The 13,866-nt window shown below is 71.1% G+C and carries 15 protein-coding genes; 6 read left to right on the forward strand and 9 right to left on the reverse strand.

Translation table 11 applies throughout. From position 1 onward, the window contains the following. Positions 1 to 20: 20 nt before the first annotated feature. Positions 21 to 536 carry a hypothetical protein gene (locus tag BN159_RS07375; RefSeq protein WP_041820968.1) on the reverse strand — a complete coding sequence of 172 codons (516 nt, stop codon included), beginning with the start codon at positions 534 to 536 and terminating at the stop codon, positions 21 to 23. Between the two features lie 122 nt (positions 537 to 658). Between BN159_RS07375 and BN159_RS07380 the strand changes: the two genes are divergently transcribed. Further along, complete coding sequence (locus BN159_RS07380) at positions 659 to 1,003, forward strand: cupin domain-containing protein (RefSeq protein ID WP_015656303.1); 345 nt, start codon at positions 659 to 661, stop codon at positions 1,001 to 1,003. Here BN159_RS07380 and BN159_RS07385 read toward each other — a convergent pair. Further along, positions 993 to 2,000 carry a LacI family DNA-binding transcriptional regulator gene (locus BN159_RS07385; RefSeq protein WP_015656304.1) on the reverse strand — a complete coding sequence of 336 codons (1,008 nt, stop codon included), beginning with the start codon at positions 1,998 to 2,000 and terminating at the stop codon, positions 993 to 995. The genes BN159_RS07380 and BN159_RS07385 overlap by 11 nt on opposite strands. Positions 2,001 to 2,111: 111 nt before the next feature. Here BN159_RS07385 and BN159_RS07390 point away from each other — a divergent pair, with 111 nt between their 5' ends. After that, a complete protein-coding gene (locus tag BN159_RS07390) occupies positions 2,112 to 3,272 on the forward strand; it encodes a Gfo/Idh/MocA family protein (protein WP_015656305.1) in 1,161 nt (386 codons plus the stop codon). Here the strand turns inward: BN159_RS07390 and BN159_RS07395 are convergent. Further along, the gene (locus tag BN159_RS07395) at positions 3,262 to 4,284 is read right to left on the reverse strand and encodes a LacI family DNA-binding transcriptional regulator (RefSeq protein WP_015656306.1); all 1,023 of its coding nucleotides are present in this window, start codon (positions 4,282 to 4,284) and stop codon (positions 3,262 to 3,264) included. The two genes, BN159_RS07390 and BN159_RS07395, sit on opposite strands and share 11 nt — an antisense overlap. A gap of 107 nt (positions 4,285 to 4,391) precedes the next feature. Between BN159_RS07395 and BN159_RS07400 the strand changes: the two genes are divergently transcribed. The 3 genes from BN159_RS07400 to BN159_RS07410 are packed head-to-tail and all read left to right on the forward strand — an operon-like array spanning position 4,392 to position 7,376. Then, positions 4,392 to 5,528 carry a phytanoyl-CoA dioxygenase family protein gene (locus tag BN159_RS07400; protein WP_015656307.1) on the forward strand — a complete coding sequence of 379 codons (1,137 nt, stop codon included), beginning with the start codon at positions 4,392 to 4,394 and terminating at the stop codon, positions 5,526 to 5,528. A gap of 15 nt (positions 5,529 to 5,543) precedes the next feature. Next, positions 5,544 to 6,320, forward strand: coding sequence for an SDR family oxidoreductase (locus BN159_RS07405; protein WP_015656308.1), 777 nt, complete (start codon positions 5,544 to 5,546; stop codon positions 6,318 to 6,320). 51 nt (positions 6,321 to 6,371) lie between these two features. Next, complete coding sequence (locus BN159_RS07410) at positions 6,372 to 7,376, forward strand: Gfo/Idh/MocA family protein (RefSeq protein ID WP_015656309.1); 1,005 nt, start codon at positions 6,372 to 6,374, stop codon at positions 7,374 to 7,376. 51 nt (positions 7,377 to 7,427) lie between these two features. On the opposite strand, the gene BN159_RS07415 is transcribed toward BN159_RS07410, so the two are convergent. From BN159_RS07415 to BN159_RS07440, 6 genes are all read right to left on the reverse strand, one after another. Further along, positions 7,428 to 7,841 carry a VOC family protein gene (locus BN159_RS07415; RefSeq protein WP_015656310.1) on the reverse strand — a complete coding sequence of 138 codons (414 nt, stop codon included), beginning with the start codon at positions 7,839 to 7,841 and terminating at the stop codon, positions 7,428 to 7,430. 87 nt (positions 7,842 to 7,928) lie between these two features. Next, entirely contained in the window at positions 7,929 to 8,942 is a 1,014-nt protein-coding gene (locus BN159_RS07420) for a Gfo/Idh/MocA family protein (RefSeq protein WP_015656311.1), read from the reverse strand. 10 nt (positions 8,943 to 8,952) lie between these two features. Then, positions 8,953 to 9,852 carry a sugar phosphate isomerase/epimerase family protein gene (locus tag BN159_RS07425; RefSeq protein ID WP_015656312.1) on the reverse strand — a complete coding sequence of 300 codons (900 nt, stop codon included), beginning with the start codon at positions 9,850 to 9,852 and terminating at the stop codon, positions 8,953 to 8,955. A 2-nt stretch (positions 9,853 to 9,854) separates the two neighbouring features. Next, a complete protein-coding gene (locus BN159_RS07430; protein ID WP_015656313.1) occupies positions 9,855 to 10,754 on the reverse strand; it encodes an ATP-binding cassette domain-containing protein in 900 nt (299 codons plus the stop codon). A gap of 5 nt (positions 10,755 to 10,759) precedes the next feature. Further along, positions 10,760 to 11,836, reverse strand: a complete 1,077-nt coding sequence (locus BN159_RS07435; RefSeq protein ID WP_015656314.1) for an ABC transporter permease — start codon at positions 11,834 to 11,836, stop codon at positions 10,760 to 10,762. Next, positions 11,836 to 12,855, reverse strand: a complete 1,020-nt coding sequence (locus BN159_RS07440; protein WP_015656315.1) for a sugar ABC transporter substrate-binding protein — start codon at positions 12,853 to 12,855, stop codon at positions 11,836 to 11,838. Before BN159_RS07440 ends, BN159_RS07435 begins: the two co-directional genes overlap by 1 nt. Positions 12,856 to 13,102: 247 nt before the next feature. On the opposite strand from BN159_RS07440, the gene BN159_RS07445 reads away from it, so the two are divergent. Beyond that, positions 13,103 to 13,858 carry a GntR family transcriptional regulator gene (locus tag BN159_RS07445; protein ID WP_015656316.1) on the forward strand — a complete coding sequence of 252 codons (756 nt, stop codon included), beginning with the start codon at positions 13,103 to 13,105 and terminating at the stop codon, positions 13,856 to 13,858. Positions 13,859 to 13,866: the final 8 nt, after the last annotated feature.

Consider the following 13,866-nt stretch of genomic DNA (forward strand, 5'->3'; position numbering starts at 1 on the left):
AGTAGCCGGGTCGTGGCGCGTCACTTGATGAGCGCGTTGGCCACCACTACGCCTACCCCGAGAAGCGCGTCCACCAGCCCGATCAGCACCGCGGTGCGCCACGGGCGGTGCGCCCAGCGGGCCGTGACCAGGCCCAGGGTGAACAGGAGGGCGATGTTCAGGGTGAAGGCGGGGTACTCCACGCCGTTCGGGGGCCACCAGCCGAGGCCCGCCCCGGCCAGGATCGCCACCGTGGGCAGGACGGCCGTGACCAGGGGCCACTCCTCGCCGAGCACCCGCAGCGCGTCCCAGCGGCGGTGCGGCGAGCGCTCGGCGATGTAGTGGGCGTAGCCGTGGGCCAGGGCGGAGGCCAGCGCGGTCACCAGCAGCCACAGGGCGTCGTAGCCGCGTCTGGCCTGGGAGGCATGGCCGTACTGGCTGAGGGCGGCGACCATCGAGCAGGCGAGGACGGAGCCGTAGACACCGCCGAACATGATCGCCTCGCGGGTGTCGTTCCGGTGCCGTTCCGTGCCGGCGGCCGGGGTGTCCTGCGCCATGCCCTCCACGATCACCCGGCTCCGGCCGCCCCGCCAGTCGCGACGAAGTGTCCTCCCACCTGGGCCGATACCGCACACTCTGTCGACGGTGCGGACCGGCCGCCGCTGGTTAGGGTCCTGCCATGAGCCACAGCTTCGTTGTCCATGTCCCCGACGCCGAGCTCGAACCCGAGCCGCTCGACCCGGAGCAGATCGTCTCCGGTACGCCCGAGGTGACCGGGAAGGTGGTCTGGGAGTCGGCGGACGGGCGGCAGATCCGCGGGGTCTGGCAGATCACGCCGGGGGTGGTCACCGACGTCGAGGCGGACGAGGTGTTCGTGGTGATCAGCGGTTCGGCCACGATCGAGGTCGAGGGCGGGTCGACGCTGAAGGTGGGGCCCGGCGATCTGGCGGTGCTGCGCGCGGGCGACCGTACGACCTGGACCGTGCACGAGACCCTGCGCAAGGCGTATTCGATCAATCTGTGAGCGGTGGGCCCGTGGTGCCGCGGATCTCCAGCGCGGGCGCGGCGAGGTGGACGCGGCCGGGTGCCTCGGGGTGGTCGAAGCGGTCCAGGAGGCAGCGGGCGGCGCGGCGGCCGACGTCGTGGCCGCCGCCGTCGACGGTGGTCAGCCACAGGTGCCGCAGCCGGGAGATGCTCGTGTTGTCGTAGCCGACGACGGACAGGTCGCGCGGCACCGCGAGGCCGAGTTCCTCGGCCGCCGAGAGCGCGCCGACACCGGCGATGTCGTTGACGGCGAAGACCGCGGTGGGCCGGTCGGGGCCGCCGCCCAGCAGCCGCACCATCGTGCGGTAGCCGCCCTCCTCGGTCATGTCACTGGCCGCCACGCGCGCGTGCTCCGCGAGGCCGTGGTCGCGCATCGTCTCCTCGAAGCTGCGGCGGCGCAGTTCGCCCACCGCGCCGTAGCCCGCGATGTGCGCGATCCGGCGGTGGCCGAGGCCGATGAGGTGCTCGGTGACCAGCCGGGCGCCCCGCTCGTCGTCCCCCGCGACGACGTCGACCCGGGCCGGTACCGCCTCCCGGGCCCCGGCCACGACGACCGGCATGCGTTCCGCGACGGCCTCCAGCGCGGCCGGGTCGGGCAGGGTGCCGACCACGACGAGTCCGTCGACGCTCAGGTCGAGGAAGAGGTCGGCCGGGTCCTGGCCGGTGCGGCGGTTGAGCCGGGCGTCGGCGAGCAGCATGCGCAGGCCGTTGTCGTGCAGCAGGGAGTTCAGCCCGTCGAGCAGTTCGACGAACCAGGGGTTGCGCAGGTCGTTCAGGAGGACGCCGACGGTGCGGGTGCGGCGCTCGCTGAGGCTGCGGGCGGCGGTGTTCGGGCGGTAGCCGAGTTCGCGTACGGCCCGCAGCACGGCCTCGCGTTTCTCCGGCCGCACCTGCTCGGAGCCGCGCAGCACCAGGGAGACCAGGGACTTGGAGACACCGGCCCGTTCGGCCACGTCACGGATGGTCGGCGCTCTCATGTCCTGGACCGTTCCATGGGCCGACCGGCCTTGTCAAAGGGTTGACATCGTCGAGGAATGCCGCTCAGGGTGGGCTGGACAGATTCTGGACCGGTCCAAAGAGGGGCTGTCATGGTGGATGCGCTCGGGGTCGCCGTCGTCGGATTCGGCTGGATGGGGCGGGTGCACACCCAGGCCTACGCCCGGGTCCGCCACCACTATCCGCAGCTCCCCCTGCGCCCGGAGCTGGTCATGGTCGCCGAGGAGGTGCCGGGCCGGGCCGAGGAGGCCGCCGCGCAGTTCGGCTTCGCCGCCACCACCCGCGACTGGCGCGAGGTCGCCGCCGACCCGCGGGTACGGGCGGTCAGCGTCACCGCCCCGAACTTCCTGCACCGCGAGATCGGCGTCGCCATGGCCGAGGCGGGCAAGCACCTGTGGATCGAGAAACCGGTGGGCCTCACCGCCGAGGACGCCCGCGCGGTCGCCGACGCGGTCGCCAAGGCCCGGGTGCGCGGCGCGGTCGGCTTCAACTACCGCAACGCGCCCGCGGTGGAGACGGCGCGCGAGCTCATCGCCGCCGGGGAGATCGGCACGGTCACGCACGCGCGCGTACGGCTGTTCAGCGACTACGCCGCCCATCCCGAGGGGGCGCTCACCTGGCGCTACGAGCGGGAGCGCGGCGGCAGCGGAGTCCTCGGCGACCTCGCCTCGCACGGCGTGGACCTGGCCCGCTATCTGCTCGGGGACCTCGTCTCCCTCACCGCCGACACGGCGGTCTTCGTGCCGCAACGCGCCCGCCCGACCGGCGTCACCGCCGGACACACCCGGGCGGCGGGCGGGGAACTCGGCCCGGTCGAGAACGAGGACTACGTCAGCTGCCTGCTCCGCTTCGCCTCCGGCGCCCGCGGCGTCCTGGAGGCCTGCCGGGTCTCGGTCGGCGAGCAGAACAACTACGGCTTCGAGGTGCACGGCACCAAGGGCGCGCTCTTCTGGGACTTCCGCCGGATGAACGAACTGGGCGTCAGCCGCGGCACGTCGTACCAGGACCAGCCCGTCAGCACGGTCTACGTCGGTCCCGGCGACGGCGAGTTCGGCGCCTTCCAGCCCGGCGCCGCCAACGCCATGGGCTACGACGACCTGAAGGTCGTGGAGGCCCACCGCTTCCTGCGCTCGATCGCCGAGGGCAGGGCGTACGGGGCCACGCTCGCGGACGCCGTGCGCAGCGCCGAGGCCCTGGACGCGATGACCCGGTCCGCGGCGACCGGGGCCTGGGTCGATCTGCCTACGCCGTAGGCATGTTGTAGGGCGTGACCACCTGGATCGCGGACGGCAGCGAGGGTCCCGCGGGCGGCAGCGCGCCGTGTGCCCGCATCACGTGGTGGCAGGCCTCGCGCAGGTCCTGGCGCAGATCGTGGTGGAGGACGGCGGACAGCCGGTGCTCGCGCAGCAGCCGGGTGTTGTCGTGGTCGAGGTCGTGGGCGACGAACACCGCGCACCGGCGGCCGACGTCGGCGAAGGCCCGGAGGGTGGCGATGTTGCCGCCGCCGATGGAGTAGACGGCGCGGATCTCCGGATCGCGGTCGAGGGCGGCCCGGACCAGGTCGTACTGGGTGGCGTCCAGGCCCTGGCCCTCGGCGATCTCCACCAGCGCACGCTCGGGGTGGCGGGCCCGCATGGCGCTGCGGAAGCCCATCTCGCGCTCCTCCTCGTTGCGGAAGAAGCCGCTGGAGAGGCTGGTGAGCACATTGCCGGGCCGGTCGCCGAGCCACTGGCCCATCAGATACGCGGCGGTGGCACCGGCGGCCCGGTTGTCGATGCCGACGTAGGCCAGGCGCGAGGTGGACGGCAGGTCGGTCACCAGCGTCACCACGGGGATCCCGGCCTCCGTCAGGCGGGCCACGGCCGCTGTGACCTCGGGGACGTCCGGCGCTTTGAGGATCACGCCCTGCGAGCCGCGCCGGGCGATCCGGTCCAGGGTCCGGGTCAGCTCCTCGACCGGCCCGGTCTCCCGGAAGTGGAAGCGCGAGCGCACCACCGCCGGGTGCAGCGACGGCAGTTCGGCCTCCAGGGCGGCCCGAACGGCGGTGCTGAACCGCTCGGGGGTCTGCATCACGATGTCGACCATGAAGGTACGGCCGACCAGCCGGACCTGCGTGCGCTGCCGGTCCAGGTCGGCGATGGCCTGTCGGACCTCCCGCGCGGTGCTCTCCCGCACCCCTCCCCTGGCGTTGAGCACCCGGTCCACGGTGGCCTCGCTCAGACCTGCCTGGCGTGCGATCTCACGGATCGGGAACGGGTGGCCCACGCCGACGCTCCTTGAGGGGTTTTTGATGGCTTCCTGCTGGTTGTTCGACGTCTTTGTCCTGACAAGAATGACAGCACTGCCCGACCCCTGTCACCGAGAGGACGCCGATGTCCTTCACCCCCTGGCTGTCCGCCGAGGACTGCGACCTCGACTCCTTCCGGACGCTCGTCGAGCGGGCCACCGACCCGGCCGACTACCCGTGCGCCGCGTCCGTGGAGCGCGAGGTGCCGGTCTACGAGGGGACCGCGGGCGGCGAGAAGCTGCGGGCCGAGCTGGTGCGCGCGCTCACCGACGGTCCCGGGGTCGTGGTGTTCCGGGGCGCCTTCCCCGACCCGGTCGTGGTCGACCGGCTCACCGAGGTGTTCGAGGCCCTGATCGCCGAACAGCGCGCCTCGGGCACGCAGGCCGGCGACCACTTCGCCCGGCCGGGGGCCAACGACCGGATCTGGAACGCGTTGGAGAAGGCGGCCCTCCACGACCCGGAGGCCTTCGCCGACTACTACGCCAACGACGTCCTGGCGCTGGTCTCGGAGGCCTGGCTCGGCCCCGGCTACCAGGTCACCTCGCAGGTCAACGTCGTCAACCCGGGCGGCGCCGCGCAGACCGCGCACCGCGACTACCACCTCGGCTTCCTGTCCGACGAGACCGCGGCCGCCTACCCGGCGCACGTGCACCGGCTCTCCCCCGTGCTCACCCTCCAGGGCGCGGTCGCCCACGGCGACATGCCGGTGGAGTCCGGCCCGACGATGTACCTGCCGTACTCGCAGACGTACGAACCGGGCTATCTCGCCTGGCGGCGCCCGGAGTTCCAGGAGTACTTCGACGCGCACCACGTCCAACTCCCGCTGGCCAAGGGCGACGCCGCCTTCTTCAACCCGGCGCTGTTCCACGCCGCCGGCACCAACCGCTCCACGGACGTACGGCGCATGGCCAACCTGCTCCAGGTCTCCTCCGCGTTCGGGCGGGCGATGGAGACCGTGGACCGCCGGGCGATCGTGAACACCGTCTACCCGGTGCTGCTGGAGCGCCGGGCCGCGGGCGTGGACGAGGACCGCCTGCGGAACGTGATCGCCGCGAGCGCCGAGGGCTACCCCTTCCCCACCAACCTCGACAACGACCCGCCGGTCGACGGACTCGCCCCGCCCTCCCAGGCGGACGTCGTACGCCGCGCGCTGCGCGAGGCATGGACCCCCGATGCCCTGCGCCAGGAGCTGAGGGCCTGGGCCGCGCGCCGCGCGAGCTGAAAGGAACCGCACATCATGGGACTTCTCGACGACAAGGTCGTCCTCGTCAACGGCGGTACGCAGGGCGTGGGTGCCGCCGTCGCCCGTGCCGCCGTGCGCGAGGGGGCGGTCGTGGCCGTCACCGGCCGGCGCGCCGAGCCCGGCGAGGCGCTGGTGGCGGAGCTGGCCGCCGCGGGCGGCAAGGCCCTGTTCGTCCGCGCCGACCTGGCCGACGCCGAGCGGTCGAGGACCGCCGTCGCCGAGGTCGTGGCGGCCTGCGGGCGGATCGACTGTCTGGTCAACGCCGCCGGGCTGACCTCTCGGGGCACCCTGCTGGACACCACGCCCGAGTTGTTCGACCAGCACATCGCGATCAACCTCAGAGCGCCCTTCTTCGCCATGCAGGCCGCCGTCGCGGACATGGTCACCCGGGAGGCGCCCGGCACGATCGTCAACATCATCACCTCCTCGGCGCACGGCGGACAGCCCTTCCTCGCTCCGTACGTCGCCGCCAAGGCCGGGCTCGTCGGGCTCACCCGCAACGCCGCCCACGCCCACCGTTTCGACCGGATCCGGATCAACGGCCTCAACATCGGCTGGACGGAGACCGAGGGCGAGGACGCGACCCAGCGCACCTTCCACGGCGCGGGCGACGACTGGCGGGAACGCGCCGCGGCCCGGCTGCCGATGGGCACATTGGGCCAGCCGGACGAGATCGCCGACTTCGTGGTGTTCCTGCTCTCGGAACGCTCCGGAGTGGTCACCGGCTCAGTGATCGACTGGGACCAGAACGTCCTCGGTGGACTGGACTAGCAAACCCCCGGACCAGCAAACCCCCCGCACTCTTCTAGGAGCCGCACCCTCATGCGCATCGGAATCCTCGGCCTCGGCCGCATCGGCGCCTTCCACGCCGAGACCCTCTCCGGACTCGACGCCGTCGACTCCCTCGTGCTCACCGACCCGTTCGCGGACGCGGCGAAGTCCGCCGCCGAGCGGTTCGGCGGCGAGGTCGTGGACTCGCCCGAGGCCCTGTTCGCCGCCGGGGTGGACGGCATCGTCGTCGCCGCGGCCACGGACGCCCACCCCGCGCTGATCCTCGCCGGGGTCGAGGCGGGCATCCCCGTGTTCTGCGAGAAGCCCGTCGCCCGGACCATGAGCGAGGGCGCCCAGGTCCTCAAGGCCGTGCAGGGCACGGGCGTGCCGATCCAGATCGGCTACAACCGCCGCTTCGACACCGGTTTCGTCGCCGCCCGCCAGGCCGTCCGGTCCGGCGAACTCGGCAAGCTGCACACCGTACGGTCGACCACGCTCGACCCGGCACCGCCGCCCGCCGGGTACATCGCCGCCTCCGGCGGCATCTTCCGGGACTGCTCGGTGCACGACTTCGACATCATCCGCTGGGTGACGGGCCGCGAGGTCACCGAGGTGTACGCCGTCGGAGGCAACCGGGGCGCCGACTACATCCGGGAGGCGGGCGACGCCGACACCACCGGCGCGCTCCTCACCCTGGACGACGGCACCATCGCGGTGGTCTCCAACTCCCGCCACAACGCCCGGGGTTACGACGTCCGCATGGAGATCCACGGCTTCACGGACTCCATCGCCGTGGGCCTGGAGGACAAGCTGCCGCTGCGCTCGGTGGAGCCCGGGGTGACCTTCCCCGCGGGCACCCCGCACGACTTCTTCATGGACCGATTCACGGCCGCCTACCGCGCCGAACTCACCGCGTTCACCGAGGTCGTGGCAGGCACCCGGACCTCCCCGTGCACGATCGAGGACGCCCTGGAGGCGGGCTGGATCGCCGACGCGTGCACCCTGTCCCTGCACGAGCACCGGCCCGTCACCGTCGAGGAAGTACGGCAGGCCTGAGCGAGCCGGGCAACCGGGCACCCGCGGCGCGGGTGCCCAGGTCGGTCGGAGTCAGCCCGTCTTCTCGCTGATGTTGACCATCCACGGCACCCCGAAGCGGTCGGTGCACATGCCGAAGACGTCGCCCCACATCTGCTTGTCCAGGGGCACCGAGACCTGCCCGCCCTCGGACAGCTGCTCCCAGTAGCCGCGCAGCTCGGCGTCGTCGTCGCCGCTGAGGCTGATGGCGTACTTGTGCTCGCCCTGCTTGCCGGCCCCCTCGGGGTTGTCGGCGCCCATCAGGGTGAAGCCGTTCGGGGTCTCCAGCATGCCGTGCATGATCTTGTCGGCCATCGCGGGGTCCGGCTGGCCGAAGTCGCCGTAGGAGTTCAGGTTCAGCGTGCCGCCGAAGACCTGCTGGTAGAACTCCATCGCCTGGCGGGCGTCGCCGCCGAAGGTGAGGTAGGGGTTGAGTCGTGAAGCCATCACTAGCCTCCCGGTACGGGAACGGTCACTGCTGGGCACGCTAGCGCGGGGCACTGACAACGGCCTGTCGAAGGCTCGGGGCGTGTCTCAGCCGTACAGCGACGGCCGCGGGGCAAGCTCCACCTCGACCCGGCCGCCCTCGTGCAGCGACCGCACCCCGGCCTCGCACACGGCGGCGGCCGCGTATCCGTCCCAGATGCTCGGGCCGGTGACCTCACCACGCCGGGTGGCGTCGACCCATGCCTGGACCTCCCGGTCGTAGGCGTCGGCGAAGCGTTCGGTCCAGTCCTGCGTGATGCTGCCGCCCCAGCGTCCCGCCATGGCGGTGACCATGGCGTGGCCGTCGCCCACGCGCGCGGTGCCGCGTTCGCAGACCGCCTCGGCCTGGACCTGGTAGCCGAAGCCGCAGTTGACGAAGATCTCCACGTCCGCGAGGGCCCCGCCGGCGGTCTCGAGGACCACGAACTGCGGGTCGATCAGCCCCTCGGGGGCACCGGCGGACGAGGCCGGACGCAGCACGGTGACGGCCGTGATCTCGTCGCCGGCCAGCCAGCGGGTCACGTCCACCTCGTGGGCCACGGAGTCGGTGATCAGCATGTCGGAGGTGAAGAAGGACGCGCTGGCCACATTGCGGTGCCGCTGGTGCAGCATCAGCGGCCGGCCCAGCTGCCCGGTCTCCAGCAGCGCCTTGAGCCGGGTGTACTCGGCGTCGTAGCGGCGCATGAAGCCGACCTGCACGCGGCGCCTGCCGAGAGCCCGCTCGGCCTCGACGAGACGCAGCGCGGAGGCGGCGTCGGGGGTGAGGGGCTTCTCGCACAGCACCGGGAGGTCGCGGGCGAAGGCGGCCATCAGCGCGGCCTCGTGCGCCGGGCCCGGGGAGGCGACGAGGACGGCGTCGACCTCGGCCGACGCCATCGCCGCGGCCGGGTCGGTGTGCACGGCGCAGCCTTCGACGCGGGCGGCCACGGCCTTGGCCCGCTCCGCTTCGATGTCCACCACGGCCGTGACCCGTGCCCCGCTGACGACCTCCTGGATCCGGCGGACATGGTCGGCGCCCATGCGTCCGGTGCCGATGACGGCGATGCCCAGGGGTGTGGCCATGGAGGTCCTCTCAGGCGCCGCAGGACCGCAGGAACTTGCGGGTGCGCACCGCGATCGGCAGCGGCTTGTCCGGCTCGCAGGGGTACATGTCCTGCTCGACGATGGCGAACAGCTCGACCCCGAGCCGCTGCGCGGCCACCAGCACCGGCTCGAGATCCGGGACACCGGCGGGCGGTTCACACATCACGCCGCGCTGCACGGCCGGCCCGAACGGGATCTCGTTCTTCACGACGTCCGCGAGGATCTCCGGGTCGACCTGCTTGAGGTGCAGATAGCCGATGCGTTCGCCGTAGGTCTCGATCAGCTTGACGCTGTCCCCGCCGCAGTATGCGTAGTGCCCGGTGTCCAGGCAGAGGTTGACGAGGTCGGAGTCGGTGGAGTCGAGGAAGCGCTCCACGTGGTCCTCGGTGTCGATGTGGGTGTCGGCGTGCGGGTGGACCACGATGTCGAGGCCGTAGGCCTCCTTCACCTCGTGGCCGAGGCGCTCCATGCCCTTGGTGAGGTGGGCCCACTGCTCGCCGGTGAGCTCCGGCGGCTCCAGGATCTCGGCGGTCTTGTCGTCGCGCCAGAAGGAGGGGATGACGACGAGGTGCTCGGCGCCCATCGCCTGGGTGAGGGCCGCGACCTGGCTGACGTGCTCCCAGGTGGACTCCCAGACGGCGGGACCGCGGTGCAGTCCGGTGAAGACCGTGCCGGCGGACACGGTGAGGTCGCGGCGGGCGATCTCGTCGGTGAGCCGGGCCGGGTCGGTGGGGAGGTAGCCGTACGGGCCGAGTTCGATCCACCGGTATCCGGCCTCGGCGACCTCGTCCAGGAAGCGTTCCCAGGGGACCTGCTGGGGGTCGTCGGGGAACCACACGCCCCAGGAGTCCGGGGCGGAGCCGACCCGGATGCGGTCCAGTGACGCCATGTTCACGCCTTCCCTTCGGTGGTGCCGGGCGCGGGAGCGGTGAGGTCGCTCTCCTCGGGGAGTTCGTCCACGTCGACTCCGCGCACCTGTGACAGCTCGTGCTTGAGGGCGGCGAGTTCGGTGCCGCCGGCCATGTGGTTGGTGAGTTCTTCCAGGCTGACCTGGTCGCGTTCGGCGGACAACTCCAGGGTGCCCAGGCGCAGCACGCTGAAATGGTCACCGACCATGTAGGCGTGGTGCGGGTTGTGGGTGATGAAGATGACGCCGAGGCCGCGGTCGCGGGCGGCGGCGATGTACTTCAGGACCACGCCGGACTGCTTGACGCCGAGGGCGGCGGTGGGCTCGTCCAGGATGAGGACGCGGGCGCCGAAGTAGACGGCGCGGGCGATGGCCACGCACTGGCGCTGCCCGCCGGAGAGGGTGCCGATGGGCTGTTCCAGATCGTCCAGGACGATGCCCATGTTGCGCAGTTCCTGGTCCGCCGTCTTCTTCATCCGCGCGATGTCGAGGCGGCGGATCGGCCAGGGACCCTTGGTCATCTCGGAGCCGAGGAAGAAGTTGCGCCACACGGGCATCAGCGGGACGGTCGCCAGGTCCTGGTAGACGGTGGCGATGCCGCGGTCCAGGGCCTCGCGGGGGGTGGTGAAGCGCACCGGTTCGCCGTCGACGAGGAACTCGCCCTCGGTGTGCTGGTGCAGCCCGGAGATGATCTTGATGAGGGTGGACTTGCCGGCGCCGTTGTCGCCGAGCACACAGGTCACCTTGCCGGGGTGGACGGCGAGGCTGACGCCGTGCAGGGCGCGGATGTTGCCGTAGGACTTGCCGGCGCCGCGCAGTTCGACGATCGGCCGGTCCTCCTCGGGGACCGTGTCCTTGACGATGGCTCCGTGAGGGGTGGTCATTGCGGTCACCTCCGGGTCGCCGTCTGGCGGACCCACAGATTGATGAGCGTGGCGCCGAGGAGCATCACGCCCAGGAACGCCTTGAACCAGTCGGGGTTCCAGCCGGCGTAGACGATGCCCTGCTGGACCATACCGAACATGAACGCGCCGAAGACCGGGCCGATCGCCGAGCCGTAGCCGCCGGTCAGCAGACAGCCGCCGATGACGGCCGCGGCGATGTAGATCAGCTCCTGGCCGACGCCCTCGCCGGACTGCACGGTGTTGAAGGAGAACAGCTGGTGCATACCGACGAACCAGGCGCCGAAGCCGACCAGCATGAACAGCGAGATCTTGGTGAAGGTCACCGGCACACCGACGGCTCGCGCGGACTCCTTGTTGCCGCCGACGGCGAAGATCCAGTTGCCGTACTTGGTGCGCAGCAGCACCCACGTGGCGAGCGCGGCGAAGACCAGCCACCAGACGATGGTGATCTTGATCTGGACGCCGCCGACCTCGAAGGAGGACGCGAACAGGTCCTTGGCCTGACCGAAGCCGTCCATGTCGCTGATGTCGTCGGTGGCGACGTTGTCGGTGACCCACTTGGTGATCGCGAGGTTGGCACCCTGGAGGATCAGGAAGGTGCCGAGGGTGACCAGGAAGCTCGGCAGGCCGGTCTTCACCAGCATCCAGCCGTTGAAGAAGCCGACCGCGAGCGACACGATCAGGGCCACGATCACCCCGACCCAGACGTTCATGGTCAGCTGGTAGCTGACCATGCTGGCGGTGAGTGCCGAGGTGATGACGGCGACACCGGACGACAGGTCGAACTCGCCGCCGATCATCAGCAGCGCGACCGGCAGCGCCATGATCCCGATGGTGGACGACTGGTACAGGATGTTGGCCATCGAGCCGCCGTCGCGCACCGGCGGGGCGGTGATGAGGAAGAAGACCAGCACCGCCACGGCGCCCAGGAAGACGCCCACTTCGGGCCGGGCGAGCAGCCGCAGCGCCAGCGGGCGCTCGGCGGTCCGCCCGTCGGTCTCCTTCGGGCCGGGGGCCGGCGGTGTGGTCACCGCCGGATCGGCATGCTGGGTCATACCCATCACCGGGTGCCCTTCGAGGCGAAGCCCGCCACCGCGTCGACGTTGGTCTTGTCGACGAAGGCCGGGCCGGTCAGCACCGGCTGCTCACCGCCGCCCATGTAGTTGCCGTTGTTCTTGTAGAGCCACAGCGAGTCGATCGCCAGGTAGCCCTGGAGGTAGGGCTGCTGGTCGACGGCGAACTCGATCGTGCCCTTGCTGATGGCTCCGGTGAGGTCCTTGTTGAGGTCGAAGGTGGCGACCTTCGCCTTGCTGGACGACTCGGACACCGACTGCGCGGCGGTCAGCGCGAACGGGGCGCCGAGGGTGACGACGTAGTCGATCGCCTTGTCCTCGGCGAGCTTGGCGGTGATCGTCGACTTCACCGAGGGCATGTCGGTGCCGTTGACGTTCAGCGTCTCGACCGAGCCGGAGAAGGTCTTCTCCACGCCGTCGCAGCGCTGGGTGAGGCCGATGTTGCCCTGCTCCTGGATGACACAGACGGCCTTCTTGGCACCTGCCTCGTTGAGCCGCTTGCCGAGCGCCTCGCCCGCGACGGTCTCGTCCTGGCCGAAGAACTCCATCAGGCCGAGCTTCTGCCATTCGCTGACGCCCGAGTTGAGGCCGACGACGGGTATGTTCGCCGCCTTCGCCTTGGCTATGACGTCCTTCAGGGCGTCCGGCTTGGCGAGCGTGACGGCGATGCCGTCGACCTTCTGGTCGATCGCGTTCTGCACCAGGTTGGCCTGGACACCGGCGCTGGGGTCGGCCGAGTAGATCAGCTCGACGTTGTCCTTGGCGGCGGAGGCCTCGGCGCCCTTGCGGACGATGTCCCAGAAGGTGTCGCCCGGCGACTGGTGGGTGACCAGGGCGACCTTCATGCGCGGGGTGTCGGCCTTGCCCGCGGCGGCGCCGTCCGCGCTTTCCTCGGCCTTCTTGCCGCCGGAGCCGCTGGAGCAGCCGGCGAGGGTCAGTGCGGCCGCTGCGGCCAGGGCCACCAGGGGCGCCATTCTGCGGGAGCGGGAGTACGAAGAGCGGTCCATCTTTCCTGCACCTCACTGTGCGACGGGGGAACGACGGGAAAGAAACGCGGCTGGTGCGTTGGTCCCGGATCAAATCCCCTGTGAGGCCCGCTGTCAAGACTTTGTTAAGACATCATTGCACAACAAGGTCCGAATGTAAGTACAAACTATTGACAGAGGTCGGGCCTGAGGCCTACACCTGGGAGGCGGTGAGAATGATCTCTACCCGCTGCCGCCGGGCGTAGTCACGAGAAAGGCAGGTACCCCCTTGGCCGCCTCCGCGCTCGACACCCTGCACTTCGCCCTCGACCGGAACAGTCCGGTGCCGCTGTACTACCAACTCGCCCAGCAGCTGGAGGCGGCGATCGAGCACGGGGCGCTCGCTCCGGGCAACCTCCTCGGCAACGAGATCGACCTGTCCACCCGGCTCGGCCTGTCCCGGCCGACCGTCCGCCAGGCCATCCAGTCGCTGGTCGACAAGGGCCTGCTGGTCCGCCGCCGCGGCGTCGGCACCCAGGTCGTGCACAGCCAGGTCAAGCGCCCCCTGGAGCTCAGCAGCCTCTACGACGACCTGGAGGCGGCCGGCCAGGGCCCGACCACCCGGGTCGTACGCAACGAGACCGTCCCCGCCACGGCGGACGTCGCGGCCGCCCTGGGCCTCGCGGAAGGCGCCGAGGTGACGCTCCTGGAGCGGCTGCGCTCCACCCACGGCCAGCCGGTGGCGCTGCTGTGCAACTACCTGCCCGCCGACCTCCTGGAGCTGGACACCGCCCGGCTGGAGACCACCGGCCTGTACCGGATGATGCGCACCGCCGGGATCACCCTGCACAGCGCCCGCCAGACCGTGGGCGCCCGCAGCGCCACCGCCGAGGAGGCGGCCCGGCTGGACGAGAAGGAGGGCGCCGCCCTGCTCACCATGCAGCGCACCGCCTACGACGACACCGGCCGCGCGGTCGAGTACGGCACGCACATCTACCGCGCCTCGCGGTACGCCTTCGACTTCCAGCTGCTCGTCAGAGGCTGACTCCCGCT

The organism is Streptomyces davaonensis JCM 4913 (assembly GCF_000349325.1).
Lineage (GTDB): Bacteria > Actinomycetota > Actinomycetes > Streptomycetales > Streptomycetaceae > Streptomyces > Streptomyces davaonensis.

Excerpts from the sequence above, each read along its gene's own strand:
- BN159_RS07375 (WP_041820968.1), bottom strand. The coding sequence starts at position 536 with ATGGCGCAGGACACCCCGGCCGCCGGCACGGAACGGCACCGGAACGAC.
- BN159_RS07380 (WP_015656303.1), top strand. The coding sequence starts at position 659 with ATGAGCCACAGCTTCGTTGTCCATGTCCCCGACGCCGAGCTCGAACCC.
- BN159_RS07385 (WP_015656304.1), bottom strand. The coding sequence starts at position 2,000 with ATGAGAGCGCCGACCATCCGTGACGTGGCCGAACGGGCCGGTGTCTCC.
- BN159_RS07390 (WP_015656305.1), top strand. The coding sequence starts at position 2,112 with ATGGTGGATGCGCTCGGGGTCGCCGTCGTCGGATTCGGCTGGATGGGG.
- BN159_RS07400 (WP_015656307.1), top strand. The coding sequence starts at position 4,392 with ATGTCCTTCACCCCCTGGCTGTCCGCCGAGGACTGCGACCTCGACTCC.
- BN159_RS07405 (WP_015656308.1), top strand. The coding sequence starts at position 5,544 with ATGGGACTTCTCGACGACAAGGTCGTCCTCGTCAACGGCGGTACGCAG.
- BN159_RS07410 (WP_015656309.1), top strand. The coding sequence starts at position 6,372 with ATGCGCATCGGAATCCTCGGCCTCGGCCGCATCGGCGCCTTCCACGCC.
- BN159_RS07415 (WP_015656310.1), bottom strand. The coding sequence starts at position 7,841 with ATGGCTTCACGACTCAACCCCTACCTCACCTTCGGCGGCGACGCCCGC.
- BN159_RS07420 (WP_015656311.1), bottom strand. The coding sequence starts at position 8,942 with ATGGCCACACCCCTGGGCATCGCCGTCATCGGCACCGGACGCATGGGC.
- BN159_RS07425 (WP_015656312.1), bottom strand. The coding sequence starts at position 9,852 with ATGGCGTCACTGGACCGCATCCGGGTCGGCTCCGCCCCGGACTCCTGG.
- BN159_RS07430 (WP_015656313.1), bottom strand. The coding sequence starts at position 10,754 with ATGACCACCCCTCACGGAGCCATCGTCAAGGACACGGTCCCCGAGGAG.
- BN159_RS07435 (WP_015656314.1), bottom strand. The coding sequence starts at position 11,836 with ATGGGTATGACCCAGCATGCCGATCCGGCGGTGACCACACCGCCGGCC.
- BN159_RS07440 (WP_015656315.1), bottom strand. The coding sequence starts at position 12,855 with ATGGACCGCTCTTCGTACTCCCGCTCCCGCAGAATGGCGCCCCTGGTG.